This window comes from Rothia nasimurium (assembly GCF_928381705.1).
In the GTDB taxonomy this organism is placed as follows: Bacteria; Actinomycetota; Actinomycetes; order Actinomycetales; family Micrococcaceae; genus Rothia; species Rothia nasimurium_G.
This window is the reverse complement of sequence record NZ_CAKMSR010000004.1, coordinates 86689-105253: the sequence shown is the minus strand read 5'-3', so window position 1 is coordinate 105253 and position 18565 is coordinate 86689. Positions and strand designations below refer to the sequence as shown.

Here is an 18565-nt window from a genome sequence, read left to right as displayed (position 1 = left end):
TTTCCTGGTCTTTTCTCTCTTCTAATTGTTCTCGGGTGCATCGGGGAAGAAAATATCCTCGATCCGGCAACCGAAGACTTCAGCGAGCTGGAAGGCCAGGGGCAGGGACGGATCGAAACGTCCTTTTTCAATTGAGATGACGGTCTGGCGTGACACTCCGAGCACGTCGGCGAGCTGCTGCTGAGAGTAGCCCCGTTCAGTGCGTAGTTCTTTGAGCTGGTTCTGCACAGGCTATGCACCCTTACGCTTGTAAACCTGGTAGCTCACAAGGAAGACCAGCATGGCCAGCACGGTGACGGACGCCAGCAGAAGGGACGGCGATACCTGCCAGTCGAAGATAGCGAAAGCCCCGGCACCCAGCCCCATCACTGCAATCATGAGGTGAAAGGTAGTTTCCGCTGCCTTTCCGTACCAGTGGTTTTCGATGCTGGATTCTGGGTTGCGGGTGGTTCCTTTAACGGTGTTTCGGTCGACCAGAAGCGCCCAAAAGGTGGCGGCTAACACCGGAACAAAAGCTAACGAGGCAACCGGCACCCACCACCAGGTGACCTGCTCAGAACTAATGACAATAATGCCCCAGGCCAGTAGCTGGGCCAGTGCAGTTGCACCCAGAATACTGACAAGTATCAGGGTTGCTTGGCTACCACCGAAGCGAGAACGGCCCCAGGTGCTTTGGGTCTTGTCGATGCTCATGCTATCTCCTTATGTAAAGGTTACTTTACAGTTGATGTGAAATAAACTTTACATACAGGCGCGAAGCTATGTCAAACACACTTTACTTATTTTTAGGCCGTCGGCCCCTACGCCCCAGACACTCAGCCACTACACCAGAAAAGACCATCTAAATCAGAAAAACCCACCTAGTTGGTGGGTTTTTCTGATTTAGATGGTACCTACCTGGCGGAGGGGCTAGGAAGCTACCGAGTCGCCGTAGCCCAGCTCGGTCAGGGCTGCCCGCAGCTTTTCAGCAGCCTCATCCATAGCAGCTGAATCGGGGTTACGGTTAGCCTGCTCGAAAGTGAACTCACTCTGGTCAACAGCGGGCCACACATGAATATGGGTATGGGGCACATCAAAACCGGCAATAATCATGCCCACGCGGGTGGGCTCAAAAGCCTTCATCAGACCCTTCGATACCTTCTGAGCCACGTCAAAGAGGTGGGCAGAGAGCTCCTCAGGTAGGTCAACCCAGTGGTCAATCTCAGCCTTGGGAACCACCAGGGTGTGTCCATACTGGAAGGGCTCGATGGTCAAGAAGGCAACTGCCTGCTCGTCCTCCCAGATAAAACGGCCGGGCAGTTCTCGGTTAATAATCTTGGTAAAAACAGTGCTCATGGGGCTTACTCCTAAATCTCTACAGACTGGCCGGGGGCCAGGTACTCAAAGGTGGTGCCGTACTTCTGACCAAAGTTGGTTGCGTGGCCAACAATCATGTTTCGACCGTTTTCGGCAAGCAGTGAATCATGAATCTGGAAGGCCCGCGGAGCGCGCACAGCGATAATGAAGTCAATGACCTCCTGAATCTTGTTCCAGGGGGCATGAATCGGCACCAGCAGAGTACCCACCTCAATGCCGTGGGGTACCACAAAAGAATCCCCTGGGTGGAAGAGGTTATCGTCAATCAGGTATCCCACGTTATCGATCACCGGTAGCAGGGGGTGGATCACCGCGTGGTTACCGCCGAAGGTTTTGATAGAGAAGGACGAGAGGGCCAGCTCCCCGTCAGCTTCCACCGACTTTGCAAGGGCCTCGGGCAGGGCCGCAAGAACGGCATCAATGACAGCGGCGGGGGCGTGAATGGTGACCTGCGGGTTCTCTCGCAGAAAGGCAACCACTTTACCCTCGTCGAAGTGATCGGGGTGTACGTGGGTGACCAGAATATGGTGGGCCCCGTCCAGCGCCTGCTCGACCTCGGAGAAGTTTCCGGGGTCGAGCACCAGCACGGCGCCGTCCTTTTCGAGCCTGACGCAGGAGTGGGTGTATTTGGTAAGTTTCATACCTACCACCCTAGTAGCTCCCACCACAGTCAGACTAGTTGGAGCTGACGGTTTCTTTCTGCTGAACACATACGCTGTTACCTGAAAACGTTGTTTTTCGCCCCGCGCGAGGGCCGTTTCTGCCCCTGGAAACCTGGTGTACAGTAGGCACAGAGAGAGACCGATTTTAGACGAGGGAATGACCCGTGAACACCAACTCAGCGTCGTCAGCCAGCAAGCCCACCGAAATTCGCAACACTAAACAGCGCCGGGCAGTCACCGCAACCCTCGAAACCCTCGAAGACTTTATTTCTGCTCAAGACCTGCACCAGCTCATGCTCTCACGCGGCGATAAGGTGTCGCTGGCAACCACCTACCGTCTCTTGCAGTCCATGGTGGGCACCGGTGAGGTAGAGGCCCTCAAGACCGAGGACGGCGAAGCTATCTACCGCCGCTGCGACTCCGAGCACCACCACCATCACCTGCTCTGCCGTATCTGTGGGGCTGCCCGGGAATTTGAGATTCCCGAGCTTGAAGAGCTAGCCCTGGCGATTGCGGCAAAGAACGGCTACACCGAGGTCAAGCACGTCATTGAGATTACCGGGGTCTGCTCTAACTGCTCTGCCCACCAGCAGGGCTAGGTGCTGCTGCGGCTTCAGCTGAGCGGACGCGCCCCGATGCTGAGTAGCGCTGACGGACGGCTCGTACCAGGCGGCAGACCACGAAGATGAGGAAAGACAGGGTGGTCACGTAGGGGCTGATAGGCAGGGAGCCTGCCAGAGCCAGAAGAATACCGCCCACCATGGCTGTTTCTGCAAAGAGCACTGAAAGAATTAGAGCGCGCAGGGGCGAGGCTGTGATTTGCAGGGCTGCCGCTGCCGGGGTAATCAGCAGGGCCAGAACCAGCAGGGAGCCCACCACCTGCACCGACAGGGCTGTGGCAATACCCAGCACAATCATGAAAGCAATGGAAAGGGCCTTCAGCGGCACCCCCTTGGCTGAGGCAACCACCGGGTCAAGCGAGGCGAACATGAGCGGCCGCCACATGATAGCCAGGGCCGCAATAATCACTACCCCACCGATGATCATAGAGGTCAGTTGGGCAGAGTCAACAGAAACAATCTGACCGGTCAGTAGCGAGAATTTGTTCGCTGCCCTGCCCGAGTAGAGGGAGAGGAAGAGGATTCCCAACCCCAGACCAAAGGGCATCAGGGCACCGATGATTGAATCGTTTTCGTGGGCTCGGGCGCCCATCAGGGCAATCAGCAGGGCAGAGATAATGGAGCCCACCAGGGAACCGGTGACCACGTTATAGCCCAGGAGCAGGAAGAGGGCAGCCCCGGCAAAAGACATCTCGGCGATGGCGTGCACCGCAAAAGCGTGACGGCGGAGCATCACAAAGAGCCCTACAAAGCCACCGATAACACCCAAGATAGCCCCGGCGATAATGGACTGGCTCAGCAGGGCCACCAGCTCACCATAGCGGTCAAAGACAAAGACCTTGCCCATAAAGTCCGCAAAAGTCATCGGTTATCTCCCCCTTTCACGGGTGCAAGTAGCTGGGGGTGGTCGGTTTCTAGGGCGCAGTGGTGCTCCCCGTGCTCGCCGCCCACCACCACGTAGCGGCCGTTGGTCTGTATCACCGATACCGGAGTCTGGTAGAGGTCGGTGAGCACCTCGCTCCGCATGACCTGCTCCACCGACCCCACGGTGAAGCGTCCGCCCGCGAGGTAGAGCAGGCGGTCTACATGGTCGATAATGGGGTTAATTTCGTGGGTCACGAAAACGACCGTAGCCCCGTGCTCCCGGTTGTAGCGGTGAATCAGGTCAGAGACGGCGTACTGGTGGTTGAGGTCCAAAGAAAGCAGGGCCTCATCTGCCAGGATAATCTTGGGGTCATTGGCAAGGGCCTGGGCGATACGCAGGCGCTGCTGCTCGCCGCCCGATAGAAGCCCCACCGGCACGTTGGCGTAGTCGCTGGCACCGACCGCATCGAGCAGGGAGTCAACCTTCTCCCGGTAGGCCCGGTTCTTCATACGGAAGCCCCAGCGGTGGCCGTCCACTCCCAGCCCCACAAAATCGCGGGCCCGCAGGGGCATCTCGGTACCAATTGCCTTCTGCTGGGGAATGTAGCCGACGCCGGGGTTCCCCAGGCGGGCAGGGGCACCCAGAACCGAAATTTTGCCGGCGCTCAGCTGGGTCAGACCCAAAATGACCTTGATAAAGGTCGATTTGCCCGAGCCATTGGGCCCCAGGACGGCAAAATATTCGCCCTGTTCGACGGTGAGGTTGAGATCCTGCCACAGGGTACGGTGGCCAAAGGAAAGCCCGCCCCCGGTCACCGTAAGGGCGGGGGCGAGCTGGGTAGAAGAGTGAGCCATAGGCTTTATGCTACTGCCTTTTCTAGGTTGTCGATGTTCTGGGTCATCCAGTCCATGTAGCCGGTGTTCTCGGGCAGGGTCTCGGTGAAGGAGACGCTGGCAACTCCGGCTTCCTGGGCGAAGGTATAGATTTCGGTGGTCTGGGCGGTCTGGGTCTGCTCGTTGAAGGCCAGCAGGTCGATGCTGCCGCCGGTGAGGGCGTCTTTGGCTTCCTGCAGGGTCAGGGGGGCGATGTCGCTTTCGCTATCGACCGCTGCGATCAAATCTGCCGGGGTGGAGTCGGTGAAGCCGGCGTCCTCCAGCATGTAGCCCGAGACAGGCTCGGTCGCCAGGTAGGTACGCTCTTCGGTGTCGATAGCCTTGAGACGGTCAAGGAGCTGGTCAGCATCGGTGGAGAAGGCTGCAGCTGCGCTGGTGTAGGCATCCGCGTTGGCGGGGTCGAGCTCAGCCAGGTCGGCTGCTACCTGGTCAGCTACCTTCTTCATGGTGTCCAGGTCGTACCAGACATGCTCGTTGTAGGAGTGCACGTGGTCAGAGTGGTCTTCACCGGTGGTGCTGTGCTCTTCTGCCATGTGGGCCAGGTCGTCGGCGCTAAAGAGGCCCGAGAGTTCTACCGCGTTCACCACAATCTGGTCGGGGTTATCGGTGCCGGCCATTTCGGTGAGGAAGGTATCGTAGCCGCCGCCGTTGACGACAACCAAGTCAGCGTCTTTCACGGTCAGGCGGTCCTGGCTGGTGGCTTCGTAGGAGTGGGGGTCCACAGCGGTTGAGGCAATGAGCGGGGTGACCTCTACCTTATCGCCGCCGACTGCCGCCACCACATCGGCATAGACATCGGTGGTGGTGACGACCTGCAGGGTTCCGTCGGTTGAGGACGAGGACGCGCTCGTCCCGCTTGACCCGCAGGCAGAGAGGGTCAGCGCCGATACGGCAAGCAATGAGACGGTGGGGAAAATCTTTCGCATGGCGCTGTCCTTTGGTACGGAGTAAGGGATAGGGCTTCTGCCAGCCTACTCCTTTCTGCGAACGGTTCGCAAATAAAAAGTGCGTACACCGCATCACACCCGCGCCCCGCTAGGAATATAAGGACGCCCACCCCTCCTCCCTGCCACGGGGCAGGAAAGGCGAGGCGGGCGTCCGCGCACCGGCAGAAACCGGTAGCTAGCTAGAGGAAACTAGTCGGCGCTGTGCTTTGAAGCGGCCTCTTCGCGGCGGCGCACATGCTCCTGGGTAGTGTCCTTAATTTCCCCCACCAGCTCTTCGAGGATGTCTTCCAAGAAGAGCACGCCAACGCTCTGCCCTTGGGCGTCAACCACGTGGGAGAGGTGGGCCCGGTTTCGCTGCATGGTGGCAAGAGCCTCATCGATTTCGGTTTCGGGCTTGACGATCGACATCTGACGTAGCTTAGACCAGGCAATGGGCTGGTCCATGCGATCAGCTTCGTAGACCAGGGCGTCCTTGATGTGCAGGTAGCCCATGTAGGTGCCGTCTTGCTCGTCCTTCATCACGAAGCGGGAGTAGCCGGTGTGGGCAACAGCCTTTTCCAGCTCAGCGGGCGTACAGGGGAAGTTCATGGTAACCAGCTGGTCACCGGGCACCATAATCTCAGCAACGGTCTTCGAGCTGAACTCCAGGGCGCCAGACAGCACGCCGGAGCCATCGTCCACGGTTCCCTCTGCGGTTGATTGAGCCACAATGCTTTGAAGCTCATCAAGGGTGAAGGTTGAGGCCACCTCAGCCTTAGGTTCCACCTTCATCAGGCGCAGGGTATGGTCGGCAATCCAGTTGAGGAAGCCCACCAGGGGCTTGAGCACCCGCGAGACCGTGACCAGGGGCGGGGCAATCCACAGGGCAACGCCCTGGGCAGCCAGCGATACCGCCATATTCTTGGGCACCATCTCACCGAAGATAACGTGCAGGTAGGTCACCAGGATCAGCGCGAATGCAAAGCCTACAGCGCTAGCCACCTCGTAAGGGATGCCCCAGCTTTCCAGGGGTGCAGACACCAGGTGGTGCAGGGCGGGCTCTGAAACATTCAGAATCAGCAGGGAGCAGACGGTAATACCCAGCTGGCAGGTAGCCAGCATGAGCGAGACGTTCTCCAGCGCATAAAGTACGGTGACCGCGCGCTTATTACCGGTCTCAGCCAGCGGCTCAATCTGGGAGCGGCGGGTCGACATAATGGCGAACTCACCGGCCACGAAAAAGGCATTACCGGCAAGGAGCACAAAGAGCAGGGCGATAGCTACCCAGTCGTTCATCGGGCCCCCTCCTTTCGAGCGGCGAGGTCATCTGTGGTGAGGGCTTCGGGAATAAAGCGGATGCGGTCAACCCGGCGCTGTTCCATCTTTTCTACGCGCAGGCGTCCGCCCTCAACGGGCACCACGTCGCCGGTTTCGGGAACTCGGCCCAGGTGGTCCATCATGAAGCCGCCCATGGTTTCGTAGGCGGGGTCATCATCCACATCGAGGGTGCCGATGTAGTCCTTGACCTCGTCGGGGCGGAGCAGGCCCGAGAAAATGTAGTCGCCATTGCCCACGCGCAGGGGGCGTTCGTCGAAGGAGTTGGTGTCGTGTTCATCGGAGACTTCACCCACGATTTCTTCAACCAGGTCTTCAAGGGTGGTGATGCCGGCCGTGCCACCGTACTCGTCGAGCACCACGGCAAGCTGTAGGGCGCCCTCTCGCAGCTGCATGAGCAGGGAGTCCAGGTGCACGGTTTCGGGCACCTGCAGCACGTCCTCCATGAGCGTTCCGGCTTCCAGCGTGTCGCGCTTATCGAGGGGAAGGCCCACAGCTTTCTTCACGTGCACGACGCCCACGATGTTGTCTTGGTCTTCCCGGTAGAGGGGGAAGCGGGAGTGGCCGGTGGTGCGGGCCAGCTCGATGACGTCGCTGACAGGGGCTGTATCTTCGAGCATGATGACCTTACGGCGCGGGGTCATGACGTCGGCTGCGGTGAGTTCGGCGAAGGAGAGGGTCTTATCGACGAAGCGGGCGGTGTCGGAGTCCAGGGTGCCCAGGTCGGCTGAGCGGCGCACCATTGAAGAAAGCTCTTCGGGTGAACGGGCTGCCGAGAGTTCTTCCTTAGCTTCCATACCGAAGCGGTGGAGTACCCAGTTTGCTGACCCGTTCGCGGTGCGGACGATGGGGCCCATCACCTTAGTGAAGAGCAGCTGGGCCGGGGCCAGGGTTCGGGCCACGCGGTAGGGCTCGGCAATCGCCAGGTTCTTGGGCACCAGCTCGCCGATAATCATGGAGAGCAAGGTTGCAATACCCATAGAGAAAATCAGGGTGAGCGCCGAGGCCACAGAGGGGGCCAGCCCCCAGGACGCGATGGTGTCGCCGGCTAGGGCGTTGATACCGCTGTCGAGGGTGTAACCGGTAAGCAGGGTGGTGATGGTAATGCCCAGCTGGCAGCTGGAGAGCTGGGTTGAGAGGGACTTGAGGCAGACAAGCACTCGCTCACCGGCGGCGTCCCCTCGGTCAATTTCTTGCTGCACCTTGGACTGGTCTAGAGCTACCAGCGAAAATTCTACGGCCACAAAGAAGCCGGTGCCCAGGATGAGAATAAAGCCTATTAAAAGCAGGAGCCATTCCATGATTTAGGCGCTCACCGCCTCTTGGGCTAGGTGTGCCTGCTCCATGGTGCGGACGCCCGTGGTCTGGTGTAGGGGTTCTATGCGCCTAGGCGCTCGTGAAGGCTGCGAGCTTGCACAGCAACTAGAAGGGTCTTCCATAGTGGTCAATTCTAGCGAATATCTAGCGGTTTACTCAGTGGGCCCCCTTTCACCACCTGCGAAACGTGAGCCCATTTATACCGGACAGCACGTACGTGAGATGTCATAGAAAGTAGTGCGTTGGACGAACCCCCAAAACACTTCTAAACTAGACAAAGATATGCGGTACATCACGCGCCCAACGTAGTGTGCGATGCCCGCCCACCTCGTGCCAAAAGCGGTTTTGGCACTCAGCAATCACAAGAGATGGAAGAGGCGTAAGAGAAGTGCCAAACCAGCCAGAACATACGGTTCCCGAAGAGTTCGCGGGTAACGAGTGGCTCGTCGAAGAGCTCTTTGAAAAGTACGAGCAGGACCGCAATTCAGTCGACGAGACATGGTGGCCCCTATTTGACCAGTGGGCAGGCACAACCGGGAGCGCACCTAGCACCCAGCAGGCAAAGGAGCCTGCTGCGGCGTCCGCCCCGGCCAGCGAAGTCCCCTCCAAGGCGCCAGTTCCCTCTACCCCCAAGACCCCTGCCCCAGAAGCTGACCCCAAGTCCGCTCCGAAGGCAGCACCCAAGGCAAGCAACCCCTCAGCGACCAAGCCCGCTACCCCGAAGGAAGAACCCGTGAGCGACGCTCCCCAAGAAGACCAGATTGTCACCCTGCGCGGCCCCGCCAAGGCGGTTGCCAGCAACATGGATGAGTCACTGAGCGTACCCACTGCAACCACCGTTCGTGCCATTCCCGCCAAGTTGCTGATCGATAACCGTACCGAGATCAACAGCTACCTGGCACGCACCCGAGGCGGCAAGGTCTCCTTCACCCACATCATCGGCTACGCCATTATCCGTGCCCTTGCTGCTTTCCCCTCCATGAACGTCAGCTACGGTGAGGACGCCAAGGGCAAGCCCGCCGCTATCCAGCACGCCCACGTCAACTTTGGCCTGGCCATTGACCTGCCCCGCCCCGACGGTTCTCGCAACCTGGTAGTGCCCAACATCAAGGGTGCAGAGAAGCTTTCCTTCTCAGAGTTCTGGGAAGCCTACAACGACATCGTCAAGCGCGGCCGCGAGGGCAAGCTTGGCGTTGAAGACTTCGCCGGCACCACCGTATCGCTCACCAATCCCGGCGGTATTGGCACCGTCCACTCCGTCCCCCGTCTCTCTAAGGGCCAGGCAGCCATTATCGGCGCCGGCGCCCTGGATTACCCTGCCGAGTACCGCGGCACCTCAGAAAAGGTCATTGCCCGCAACGGCGTCTCCAAGATTCTGACCCTGACCTCAACCTACGATCACCGAGTTATCCAGGGTGCAGGCTCCGGCGAGTTCCTCAAGATTGTGGAGCACTACCTGCTCGGTGGCGATGGCTTCTACGACCAGATCTTCGAAGACCTGCGCATCCCCTTCGAGCCCGTCCGCTGGGCCCGCGACAACCAGGTCAACCCCGAAGCCGAAGTTTCCAAGGTTGCCCGCATCCAGCAGCTCATTCACGCCTTCCGTGTACGCGGCCACCTGGTAGCCCAGACCAACCCCATCGGCTACCAGATGCTCTCCCACCCCGATCTACGCCTGGAAAACTACGGCTTGACCCTCTGGGACCTTGACCGTTACTGGCCCACCGGCGGCTTTGGCGAAAAAGAATCCCTGCCCCTGCGCACCATTCTTGAGCTCTTGCGCGAGGCCTACACCCGCACCCTGGGTGTCGAGTACATGCACATCGAGAACCCCGAAGAGCGTCAGTGGTTCCAGGATCGTTTGGAGCACGGCTACACCAAGCCCTCCCGTGACGAGCAGTTCCGTGTGCTGGGCACCCTGAACGCTGCGGAGGCTTTCGAAACCTTCCTGCAGACCAAGTACCTGGGCCAGAAGCGCTTCTCGCTGGAGGGCGGCGAATCCCTGATTCCCCTACTTGACTCGGTTATTTCTGAAGCAGCAGACGCTGGCCTGAACGGGGTCGGTATCGGTATGGCCCACCGCGGTCGCCTCAATGTGCTGACCAATATTGCAGGTAAGTCCTACGCCCAGATCTTCCGTGAGTTTGAGGGCCAGATGGACCCCCGCCTGACCGGTGGCTCCGGCGACGTTAAGTACCACCTGGGCACTGAGGGAGTCTTTACCTCCCACAACGGTAACCAGACCCAGGTCTACCTGGCCGCTAACCCCTCCCATCTGGAAGCCGTCAACACCGTGCTTGAGGGTATCGTCCGCGCTAAGCAGGACACCCTGGCTGAACAGGGCATCGGCAACTACCCCGTACTGCCGATCCTGGTGCACGGTGACGCGGCCTTCGCTGGTCAGGGCATCGTTCTGGAAACCCTGCAGATGTCTAAGCTTGAGGGCTACACCACCGGCGGCACCGTGCACATCGTGGTCAACAACCAGGTTGGCTTCACCACCACCCCGCGTGATGGCCGCACCGCCACCTACTCCACCGATATCGCCCGTATGATTCAGGCACCCGTCCTGCACGTGAATGCGGACGACCCCGAGGCCGTTGTTCGCGCAGGCTCCATCGCCTTCGCCTACCGTCATGCCTTCAACAAGGACGTCGTCATCGACCTGGTCTGCTACCGCCGCCGCGGGCACAACGAGGCCGATGACCCCTCGATGACCCAGCCTAAGATGTACCAGCAGATTGAGGAACTGCCCTCAACCCGCAAGATTTACACCGAGGCCCTGGTCGGCCGCGGCGACATCTCCCAGGACGAGGCCGAGCGCGCTCTGAAGGACTACCAGTCCCGCCTGGAGCAGATTTTCACCGAGACCCACGAGGCCCAGTCGTCCTCCGCTCCCCTGGTCACCGCAGATGCCGCCGCTGTTTCTAACATCGAGCGCCCTGCTGCCCAGCAGAATGAGGACTCCGTTCACGTTGCCGGCGAGACCGCTATCTCCGCTGAGACCCTGGCTCAGATTGGCCAGGCCTTCGGCAAGATTCCCGAGGGCTTCACCGTGCACAAGAAGCTCAAGAAGCTGCTTGAACAGCGCGTCAAGATGTCGACCGAGGGCGACATCAACTGGGGCTTCGGCGAGCTTGCTGCCTTCGCCTCCCTGCTGCTGGAAGGCCGCGATGTGCGCCTAACCGGTCAGGACGTCCAGCGCGGCACCTTCGTCCAGCGCCACTCCGTGCTCCACGACTCTCTGACCGACGAAGAGTGGAACCCCCTGGCCAACCTCTCAGAAACCCAGGGCAAGTACTCCATCTACAACTCCCTGCTCTCCGAGTACGGCGTCATGGGCTTCGAGTACGGCTACTCCGTAGAACGCCCGGACTCCCTGGTGCTCTGGGAGGCCCAGTTCGGTGACTTCGCCAACGGCGCCCAGACCATCGTTGATGAGTTCATCTCGTCAGCAGAGCAGAAGTGGGCCCAGCGTTCCTCACTGGTTCTGCTGCTCCCCCACGGTTTTGAGGGCCAGGGCCCTGACCACTCATCGGCCCGTATGGAGCGCTACCTGCAGCTGTGCGCCGAGAACAACATGACCGTTGCTGTTCCCTCGACCCCGGCAAACCACTTCCACCTGCTGCGCCGTCAGGCCCACTCCCGTCCGCACAAGCCGCTGATTGTTATCACCCCCAAGCAGCTGCTGCGCCTCAAGGCTGCTGCCTCGTCGGTTGAAGACTTCACCAGCGGTAGCTTCAAGCCCGTCATCGAGGACCAGGGTAACCTGAACCCCGCTGATGTAACCCGCCTGGTCTTCGTCTCGGGCCGTCTCTACTACGATCTGGAAGCAGAGCGCGCTAAGCGCGGCGATAAGAGCACCGCAATTGTGCGAGTCGAGCAGCTCTACCCCCTGCCGTCCGCAGAGATCAAGGAGCAGATTGCTACCTACCCCAATGCGGAACTGGTCTGGGCTCAGGATGAACCTGCCAACCAGGGCCAGTGGCCCTTCATGGCTGTCAACCTGCTCCCCCAGATTGACTACCGTATGAAGCTGATTTCCCGCCCTGCCGCTGCTTCCCCCGCAGCCGGTACCGGTAAGCGTCACCAGCGCGAGCTCGATAACCTCATCTCCGAGGTATTCGACCGATAAAGCAGGGCGCTCGCTCAGCTCCCAGTGCCCGAATCTTGCCCGTCAGGATTCGGGCACTGCCTGTTTGCGGTGCGCCCACCGTGCGCTGGCAGGCTCCAGGGTTTAGACTGGTACAGAACGAACGAGACCAACGTTGCGGGGCGACCTAGCCCTCAACCTTGTAGAAAGAAACACGTGGATCAGCGAAAAATTCGACTTGTAGCCGTTGGCGATGATCTGCTCGCAGGCGTCGGGGACCCCCGCACCCTCGGGTGGTTCGGGCGCGTTATGGCACGTACCCCTCAGACCTCTGCCTCTATCTCTGCCTATAATCTGGCAGCTCCCGGTGAGGGCAGTGAACAGCTCAACGCTCGCTGGTTTGAAGAAGCCAGCCGTCGCTTTGCCCAGGGCCACGAAAATCGCCTGGTCATTGCCCCCTCGACCTTCGACATCGACCTGGGCCTCACCAGTGCCCGCTCCCGCCTGAACCTGGCGAACATGGTCGATATGGCCTCCCAGAACAATGTGAAGGTTCTAGTTGTTGGTCCCCCGCCCACTCTCGATGCTGAGCGCAACCGCAAGATTGCCGACCTGTCGGCAGCCTACGCCGATGTGGTGACCCGCCGTAACCACGTCTACGTTGATACCTTCAACCCCCTGCTGCACCATGAGCAGTGGCGCAATGACCTGGCAGCAAATGACGGCCGCCCCGGCCAGTCCGGCTACGGCCTGATCGCCTGGCTGGTTCTGCACCGCGGCTGGTACAACTGGCTTCAGATTTCAGAGCCCGTTTAAGGAAGCCCCTGGCTTGTGCCTGCCCCTGTGACCAACCCGGGGTGTGCAAAGCTAGCCAAGGTATGCGAAAATAGTGAGAAGTGCCTGTTCCAAGGTGCTATCGACCATTTGTGTTCCGTTATCCTGACGGGCACTCCACCTTGATCAAGGAGGCTCTCATGAGCAAGCGCGGTCGCAAGCGTAAGGATCGCCGTAAGGGTGGCGCTAACCACGGTAAGCGCCCCAACTCATAAGGCAATCAACAAGGGCCCCTACTCGCAGAAGCGAGTAGGGGCCCTTTGTTATTGGCTAGTTAGCTGCCGGGTGCCCTCCGGTATGGATGTCGTCGATGCAGGCGCGGATACGGCTTTTGAGGTCGACGGGGGCGGTTTCCTTGCAGGTGCGGCGCACTGCTTGGCGGATGATGCACTCTAGGTCGTATTCCTTGGCGCAGGTTTCACATTCGGCCAGGTGGGCTTGGAGTTCTTCAAGGTCCTGGCAGCTGAGCGGGTCGTCAATGTAGGTGTAGATCTTGGCCAGGCGCTCTTCGCAGGGGGTAGAAGGGCTCGGGTTGTGTACGGCGGTCATTGGTGGCTCCTTTCTTAGGCCCTAGCGGTTTGGCGGGCGCCGGCCTTGCCGGTGGTCGTGGTTTTGATGCCGCGTTCGGCGGCGTAGTCAGTGAGTTTGTCTCTGAGCAGCTTGCGGCCGCGGTGCAGGCGGGACATGACGGTGCCGATGGGGGTGTCCATGATCTCGGAGATTTCCTTGTAGGAGAATCCTTCAACATCGGAGTAGTAGACGGCCATGCGGAAGTCTTCGGGGATGGACTGCAGAGCCTCTTTGATATCGCTGTCGGGCAGGTGGGCGAGGGCTTCGTTCTCCGCAGAGGGTAGGCCCTTGGAGTCATGAGCTCCAGCCTGGGCTAGCTGCCAGTCTTCGACAGTGTCAGTGTTGGCCTGGTAGGGCTCGCGTTGGCGTTTGCGGTAGACGTTGATGTAGGTGTTGGTGAGGATCCGGTAGAGCCAGGCTTTGAGGTTGGTTCCGGGCTTGTACTGGTGGAAGGCGGAGAAGGCTTTCATGTAGGCCTCTTGGACGAGGTCTTCGGCGTCCTGCGGGTTACGGGCCATACGCAGGGCGGCGGCGTAGAGCTGGTCTACGTACAGTAGGGCTTCTCGTTCGAAACGAGCTTTGCGCTCGGCATCGGTTTCGCGGGAGCGTACATCGGGTTCGTTGCCTTCGGGGGCGAGGACGTCGGTGGTCGGCGCAGGTTCAGTGCTGGGGGCCGGGGGCGTGGCTGTCATTTCCCTCCAGGTGTGCTGTGGTCTTTTGTCTTACTGTACCTGCCAATGGGCGTAGCTACGCGCCGAGTACAACGAAGCCTGTACTGGTTGAACAGGCTCACAGCGAAGCTGTTGGCTCGGGGCTGGCGTGAATCGCTTGTGAGCGCTAGCGAACCAGCGAGAGGGTCGACAGCGAGTGTGAGCCTGAGAAACCTTGAACAAATCTCGTCATGTGTAACGACAGAGAGGCGAGTTTATTCCCCAGCATCAAAGTAATTTTGCGCTGGTGGTGCAATAAAGTGGCTGAACCCACCGGTCTATATGTATGCTTAGTAGTGTTAGGTATCTGTGATACATCGCAATGGGGCCTCGCACCCCGTGAAGGAGGAACTCATGTCTTTGGTTCGCCGTTTTGCTCGCCCTCTGCTGGCATCAAGCTTTATCATCTCGGGTGTTGACCGTCTGCGTGACCCCGAATCGTCTAAGCACCTGGCTAAGGTGGTTAACCTGGCTGCGACTTCTGCCCCTCAGCTTTCTGTGCTGCGTGGCCAGGAGAAGCTGGTGGGTCAGGCTTTGGCTGGCTCTCAGGTAGCTGCCGGTGCCCTTTTTGCTCTGGGTAAGCTGCCCCGTCTTTCTGCGAGCGTACTGCTGGCTACCGGTGCTATTAACTCCTACGTTGAGTACCGCGCTACCGAGGCTGAGACTAAGGAAGAGAAGACTGCCCGCCGCAATGCTGCTGTGCTCAATGGCTCCCTGTTGGGCGCTATTGCTATCTCAGCTGTTGATACCGACGGTAACCCCTCACTGGCCTGGCGAGCTTCCAAGCTGGGTGATCAGGTAGCTAAGAAGTCCCACCAGCTGGCATCCGATGTTCAGGACGCCGCTTCTGACGCCCAGAAAAAGGTTGAGGACCTCTTCGCCTAAGCTGGCCCCTACCGGGTGTAAGACCCCGTGAACTTTCGATAAACCCCGCATCATATCGGTGCGGGGTTTTCTTGTTTGCTGCCCCGCCCACCTAAAATAGGGAGGGAGTACGCCGTAATAACTGATTCCGAAGTAGGTTTTATTTGTGGTTGATGCGACCAAGCAGCCCTTAGTTGCCGATGGAGACTGGCTAGCGCCCACCGTGACGGTGCCCGGCGGTGCCCATGCCCGGGTGGAGATTCCGGGGTCTAAGTCGCTCACCAATCGTTACCTGCTGCTGGCGGCTTTAGCTGATAGCCCCTCGGTGATTCACGCTCCCCTGCATTCGCGCGATTCGCGGCTAATGGTGGCCGCACTGACTGCTCTGGGTGCCCGTTTTGAAGAGATTGAAACCGGTAGTGCCTTTGGCCCTGACCTACGGGTGACCCCCCTAGATTTTTCTGCGACCGTTGCCCGTGAGGCCTCCATTGATGTGGGATTGGCGGGTACTGTGATGCGTTTTGTGCCCCCGGTTGCTGCTCTACTGCCCGGTACTTTCCATTTCGATGGCGATGAGCATGCGCGGGTTCGCCCCATGCTGCCGGTGGTTGAGGCCCTGCGGGGCCTGGGGGTTGAGGTCGAGGACGCCGGTCGCGGCTCCCTGCCCTTTACGGTCGTTTCTACCGGTTCGGTGCAGGTGCCCGAACTGACCATTGATGCTTCAGGTTCTTCCCAGTTTGTCTCTGCCCTTCTGCTGGCTGCCTGCCGTTTTGAGCGGGGTCTGGTGCTGCGGCACGAGGGTGGCCCGGTGCCCTCGATGCCCCACATTGAGATGACCGTTGAGACCATGCGTGAGCTCGGTATTAGCGTTGACTTCAACGGCACCGATACCTGGACGGTTGCCCCCGGTGGCTTCCCTGGCTTTGAGGTTACCGTTGAGCCCGATCTTTCTAACGCTGGGCCCTTCCTGGTTGCTGCGGTAGCCACAGGGGCCTCGGTGACGGTTCCGCGCTGGCCCGAGTCCACTACCCAGGGTGGGGACCACTGGCGAAAGATTCTGCCCCTCTTCGGGGCTCAGGTGGAGCTAGCTGACGGGAACCTGACCGTCACCGGCCCTGCCGGCGGCGCGGCGTCCGGACTGCCCGGTGTTAAACTCGACCTGGCCGAGGCCGGTGAACTGGCCCCCACCGTTGCTGCCCTCATCGCTCTCTCACCGGCGACCAGCGTCCTTTCCGGCATTGCCCACCTGCGCGGCCATGAAACCGACCGGCTTGCCGCCCTGACCGCCGAGATTAACCGCCTGGGCGGTTCAGCCGAAGAAACTGCGGACGGTATCTGCGTCACCGCCCCTGTAGCTCACGGGGCCCTCATGCGCACCTACGCTGACCACCGCATGGCAACCGCTGCTGCCGTGATGGGTCTGGTGGTACCGGGCATCGTGGTTGAGAACGTCGAGACCACCTCCAAGACCCTGCCCAACTTCACCGGGCTGTGGCAGAACATGCTGGATCAGTGGCAGGCAGGTGCCGCCTAATGCGCCGCTCCTGGGATGAAAGCGATGTGCGCGTCCGCCCCAACAAAAAGGGCTCCCGCCCCCGCACCAAGGACCGCCCGGCCCACAAGGACGCCGAAATCGGCCGTATCATCACCGTAGACCGGGGCCGCTACACCGCCATCCTCGATGAGGGCAAGAGCAGCGAACGGGTCGTCACCGCCGTACGCGCCCGCGAGCTGCGCCGCTCCCCCATCGTGGTGGGCGACAAGGTTGCCCTCGTGGGAGATACCAGCGGCAAGCCCGATACTCTAGCCCGCCTCGTCCGGATCGAAGAGCGCACCAACCTGCTACGCCGCAGCGCCGACGATACCGACCCCGTCGAGCGCGTCGTCGTTGCCAACGCTGACAACCTGGTTATCGTGGTCGCCGCAGAAAACCCCGAGCCCCGCACCGGCTTTATCGACCGGTCCCTAGCAGCCGCCTTCGACGCCGGGCTCACCCCCATTCTCTGCATCACCAAGACCGACCTCAAACACCCTCAATGGCTGCTGGACTACTACCGGGACGTTGAACTGACCATCCTGCTGTCTAAGTCCAAGGACGGCCGCGCCCCCAGCGAGGAAGGCTCCGAGGGGCTCGACACCACCCTCGTTGAGCAGCTCTCTGAGTATCTCGATGGCTCGGTCTCTGTGCTCCTGGGCCACTCCGGTGTGGGCAAATCAACCCTGGTCAACGCCCTGACCGGGGCAGAACGCGCCACGGGGCATGTGAATGCCGTGACCGGGCGCGGCCGCCACACCTCGTCCTCAGCCCTGGCCCTCCAGCCCCAGAAGTCAGCCCCCGGCACCTGGATTATCGACACCCCCGGTATCCGTTCCTTCGGTCTAGCCCACGTCGAACCCGACACCCTGGTCGCCTCCTTCACCGACCTTGCCCCGGGCTCAGCCAACTGCCCTAAGGGCTGTACCCACTCGGCGTCCGCCCCCGACTGCGGCCTGACCGCCTACGTCGAAGCGGGCCAGGCCGGCCCCGCAGGCCCAGAACGCCTCGACTCTCTGCGCAAGCTCCTGCGCGTCGACGAAGAAACCGGCGACACTGAGAAAGAACTCGGCGTCGTAGACCTCTAAACACACCAAGGCACACGAGACCATGACTAACTACACCGACGACCTGCGCCTGGCCCACATCATGGCTGATGCGGTAGACCGCCTCACCCTGGCCAAGTTCACCTCCCACGATTTTGCCGTCGACACCAAACCCGATCTCACCCCCGTCACCGACGCCGACCGCGAAGCCGAGCAGCTCATCCGTTCCCAGCTCTCCCGCGTCCGCACCCGTGACTCAGTGCTGGGTGAAGAATTCGGGGAAACCGGGTCTTCCCCCCGCCAGTGGGTCATCGACCCCATCGACGGCACCAAGAACTTCGTGCGCGGAGTGCCCGTCTGGGCTACCCTCATCGCCCTGCTCGACCACGGCAAGCCCGTCGTCGGCGTCGTCTCCGCCCCTGCCCTCCAGCGCCGCTGGTGGGCAGCCGAAGGCACCGGCGCCTACACCGGCCGTTCCCTCGCCAAGGCTACCCGCATCTCGGTCTCCTCTGTCGCCCAGCTCGAGGACGCCTCCCTCTCCTACTCATCCCTCACCGGCTGGCGCGATTTGGGCCTGCGCGATAACTTCATCGACCTGACCGACACCGTCTGGCGGACCCGAGCCTACGGCGACTTCTGGTCCTACATGATGGTTGCAGAGGGTGTTGTCGACGCCGCCGCCGAGCCCGAACTCGGCCTTTACGATATGGCCGCCCTGGTTCCCATCGTGACCGAAGCAGGCGGACGCTTCACCTCCCTGGCTGGGGCGGACGGCCCCCACGGCGGCAACGCCCTAGCCACCAACGGCCACCTGCACGAGGCCGTCCTTTCCTACCTGGGAACCGATAAGACCCTCTAAAGCCGGGGTCTCACGAGACCGGGCTAAATGCTTCAACCTAGACCAAAGGCCCCGAATCCTACATCAAGGATTCAGGGCCTT

General features: G+C 60.5%; 19 protein-coding genes. 8 read left to right on the top strand and 11 right to left on the bottom strand.

The window, feature by feature from the left end; genetic code table 11:
• Positions 1 to 21: 21 nt before the first annotated feature.
• The 4 genes from L6762_RS04835 to L6762_RS04820 all read right to left on the bottom strand — a co-directional run bounded on the left by L6762_RS04835 (position 22) and on the right by L6762_RS04820 (position 1997).
• A complete protein-coding gene (locus L6762_RS04835) occupies positions 22 to 228 on the bottom strand; it encodes a helix-turn-helix transcriptional regulator (protein ID WP_237185847.1) in 207 nt (68 codons plus the stop codon).
• A 3-nt stretch (positions 229 to 231) separates the two neighbouring features.
• A complete protein-coding gene (locus L6762_RS04830) occupies positions 232 to 693 on the bottom strand; it encodes a hypothetical protein (RefSeq protein ID WP_237185846.1) in 462 nt (153 codons plus the stop codon).
• Between the two features lie 216 nt (positions 694 to 909).
• On the bottom strand, positions 910 to 1335 hold the full coding sequence (locus tag L6762_RS04825; protein ID WP_237185845.1) for an HIT family protein: 426 nt from the start codon (positions 1333 to 1335) through the stop codon (positions 910 to 912).
• An 11-nt stretch (positions 1336 to 1346) separates the two neighbouring features.
• Positions 1347 to 1997, bottom strand: a complete 651-nt coding sequence (locus L6762_RS04820) for an MBL fold metallo-hydrolase (RefSeq protein WP_237185844.1) — start codon at positions 1995 to 1997, stop codon at positions 1347 to 1349.
• A gap of 185 nt (positions 1998 to 2182) precedes the next feature.
• Here L6762_RS04820 and L6762_RS04815 point away from each other — a divergent pair, with 185 nt between their 5' ends.
• Positions 2183 to 2617 (top strand): Fur family transcriptional regulator, encoded by a 435-nt coding sequence (locus tag L6762_RS04815; protein ID WP_237185843.1) that lies wholly within the window; start codon positions 2183 to 2185, stop codon positions 2615 to 2617.
• On the opposite strand, the gene L6762_RS04810 is transcribed toward L6762_RS04815, so the two are convergent.
• The 5 genes from L6762_RS04810 to L6762_RS04790 form a co-directional block, all read right to left on the bottom strand.
• The gene (locus L6762_RS04810; RefSeq protein WP_237185842.1) at positions 2589 to 3503 is read right to left on the bottom strand and encodes a metal ABC transporter permease; all 915 of its coding nucleotides are present in this window, start codon (positions 3501 to 3503) and stop codon (positions 2589 to 2591) included. The genes L6762_RS04815 and L6762_RS04810 overlap by 29 nt on opposite strands.
• The gene (locus L6762_RS04805; protein ID WP_237185841.1) at positions 3500 to 4357 is read right to left on the bottom strand and encodes a metal ABC transporter ATP-binding protein; all 858 of its coding nucleotides are present in this window, start codon (positions 4355 to 4357) and stop codon (positions 3500 to 3502) included. The genes L6762_RS04810 and L6762_RS04805 overlap by 4 nt, the downstream gene beginning before the upstream one ends.
• Before the next feature lie 5 nt (positions 4358 to 4362).
• Positions 4363 to 5322, bottom strand: coding sequence for a metal ABC transporter solute-binding protein, Zn/Mn family (locus L6762_RS04800; protein ID WP_237185840.1), 960 nt, complete (start codon positions 5320 to 5322; stop codon positions 4363 to 4365).
• 210 nt (positions 5323 to 5532) lie between these two features.
• Complete coding sequence (locus L6762_RS04795; protein WP_237185839.1) at positions 5533 to 6618, bottom strand: hemolysin family protein; 1086 nt, start codon at positions 6616 to 6618, stop codon at positions 5533 to 5535.
• A complete protein-coding gene (locus tag L6762_RS04790; protein ID WP_237185838.1) occupies positions 6615 to 7958 on the bottom strand; it encodes a hemolysin family protein in 1344 nt (447 codons plus the stop codon). The genes L6762_RS04795 and L6762_RS04790 overlap by 4 nt, the downstream gene beginning before the upstream one ends.
• Positions 7959 to 8362: 404 nt before the next feature.
• On the opposite strand from L6762_RS04790, the gene L6762_RS04785 reads away from it, so the two are divergent.
• The 3 genes from L6762_RS04785 (at position 8363) to L6762_RS12025 (ending at position 13116) form a co-directional block, all read left to right on the top strand.
• On the top strand, positions 8363 to 12109 hold the full coding sequence (locus L6762_RS04785; protein WP_237185837.1) for a multifunctional oxoglutarate decarboxylase/oxoglutarate dehydrogenase thiamine pyrophosphate-binding subunit/dihydrolipoyllysine-residue succinyltransferase subunit: 3747 nt from the start codon (positions 8363 to 8365) through the stop codon (positions 12107 to 12109).
• 174 nt (positions 12110 to 12283) lie between these two features.
• Positions 12284 to 12883, top strand: coding sequence for a GDSL-type esterase/lipase family protein (locus L6762_RS04780; RefSeq protein ID WP_135011505.1), 600 nt, complete (start codon positions 12284 to 12286; stop codon positions 12881 to 12883).
• Between the two features lie 158 nt (positions 12884 to 13041).
• On the top strand, positions 13042 to 13116 hold the full coding sequence (locus tag L6762_RS12025; protein ID WP_377129465.1) for a 50S ribosomal protein bL37: 75 nt from the start codon (positions 13042 to 13044) through the stop codon (positions 13114 to 13116).
• A gap of 55 nt (positions 13117 to 13171) precedes the next feature.
• On the opposite strand, the gene rsrA is transcribed toward L6762_RS12025, so the two are convergent.
• The gene (gene rsrA, locus L6762_RS04775) at positions 13172 to 13450 is read right to left on the bottom strand and encodes a mycothiol system anti-sigma-R factor (protein WP_237185836.1); all 279 of its coding nucleotides are present in this window, start codon (positions 13448 to 13450) and stop codon (positions 13172 to 13174) included.
• Between the two features lie 14 nt (positions 13451 to 13464).
• Positions 13465 to 14163 carry a sigma-70 family RNA polymerase sigma factor gene (locus L6762_RS04770; protein WP_237185835.1) on the bottom strand — a complete coding sequence of 233 codons (699 nt, stop codon included), beginning with the start codon at positions 14161 to 14163 and terminating at the stop codon, positions 13465 to 13467.
• Between the two features lie 372 nt (positions 14164 to 14535).
• On the opposite strand from L6762_RS04770, the gene L6762_RS04765 reads away from it, so the two are divergent.
• The 4 genes from L6762_RS04765 to hisN all read left to right on the top strand — a co-directional run bounded on the left by L6762_RS04765 (position 14536) and on the right by hisN (position 18484).
• Positions 14536 to 15066 (top strand): DoxX family membrane protein, encoded by a 531-nt coding sequence (locus tag L6762_RS04765; protein WP_237185834.1) that lies wholly within the window; start codon positions 14536 to 14538, stop codon positions 15064 to 15066.
• A 145-nt stretch (positions 15067 to 15211) separates the two neighbouring features.
• Entirely contained in the window at positions 15212 to 16579 is a 1368-nt protein-coding gene (gene aroA / locus L6762_RS04760) for a 3-phosphoshikimate 1-carboxyvinyltransferase (protein ID WP_423817082.1), read from the top strand.
• Complete coding sequence (gene rsgA / locus L6762_RS04755; RefSeq protein ID WP_237185833.1) at positions 16579 to 17667, top strand: ribosome small subunit-dependent GTPase A; 1089 nt, start codon at positions 16579 to 16581, stop codon at positions 17665 to 17667. Before aroA ends, rsgA begins: the two co-directional genes overlap by 1 nt.
• Before the next feature lie 22 nt (positions 17668 to 17689).
• Positions 17690 to 18484, top strand: a complete 795-nt coding sequence (gene hisN / locus L6762_RS04750) for a histidinol-phosphatase (RefSeq protein ID WP_237185832.1) — start codon at positions 17690 to 17692, stop codon at positions 18482 to 18484.
• Positions 18485 to 18565: the final 81 nt, after the last annotated feature.

Bases quoted from the DNA above. Each gene is read 5' to 3' on its own strand.
- L6762_RS04830 (WP_237185846.1), bottom strand. From the start codon at position 693: ATGAGCATCGACAAGACCCAAAGCACCTGGGGCCGTTCTCGCTTCGGT.
- L6762_RS04825 (WP_237185845.1), bottom strand. From the start codon at position 1,335: ATGAGCACTGTTTTTACCAAGATTATTAACCGAGAACTGCCCGGCCGT.
- L6762_RS04820 (WP_237185844.1), bottom strand. From the start codon at position 1,997: ATGAAACTTACCAAATACACCCACTCCTGCGTCAGGCTCGAAAAGGAC.
- L6762_RS04810 (WP_237185842.1), bottom strand. From the start codon at position 3,503: ATGACTTTTGCGGACTTTATGGGCAAGGTCTTTGTCTTTGACCGCTAT.
- L6762_RS04805 (WP_237185841.1), bottom strand. From the start codon at position 4,357: ATGGCTCACTCTTCTACCCAGCTCGCCCCCGCCCTTACGGTGACCGGG.
- L6762_RS04800 (WP_237185840.1), bottom strand. From the start codon at position 5,322: ATGCGAAAGATTTTCCCCACCGTCTCATTGCTTGCCGTATCGGCGCTG.
- L6762_RS04795 (WP_237185839.1), bottom strand. From the start codon at position 6,618: ATGAACGACTGGGTAGCTATCGCCCTGCTCTTTGTGCTCCTTGCCGGT.
- L6762_RS04790 (WP_237185838.1), bottom strand. From the start codon at position 7,958: ATGGAATGGCTCCTGCTTTTAATAGGCTTTATTCTCATCCTGGGCACC.
- rsrA (WP_237185836.1), bottom strand. From the start codon at position 13,450: ATGACCGCCGTACACAACCCGAGCCCTTCTACCCCCTGCGAAGAGCGC.
- L6762_RS04770 (WP_237185835.1), bottom strand. From the start codon at position 14,163: ATGACAGCCACGCCCCCGGCCCCCAGCACTGAACCTGCGCCGACCACC.
- L6762_RS04765 (WP_237185834.1), top strand. From the start codon at position 14,536: ATGTCTTTGGTTCGCCGTTTTGCTCGCCCTCTGCTGGCATCAAGCTTT.
- rsgA (WP_237185833.1), top strand. From the start codon at position 16,579: ATGCGCCGCTCCTGGGATGAAAGCGATGTGCGCGTCCGCCCCAACAAA.
- hisN (WP_237185832.1), top strand. From the start codon at position 17,690: ATGACTAACTACACCGACGACCTGCGCCTGGCCCACATCATGGCTGAT.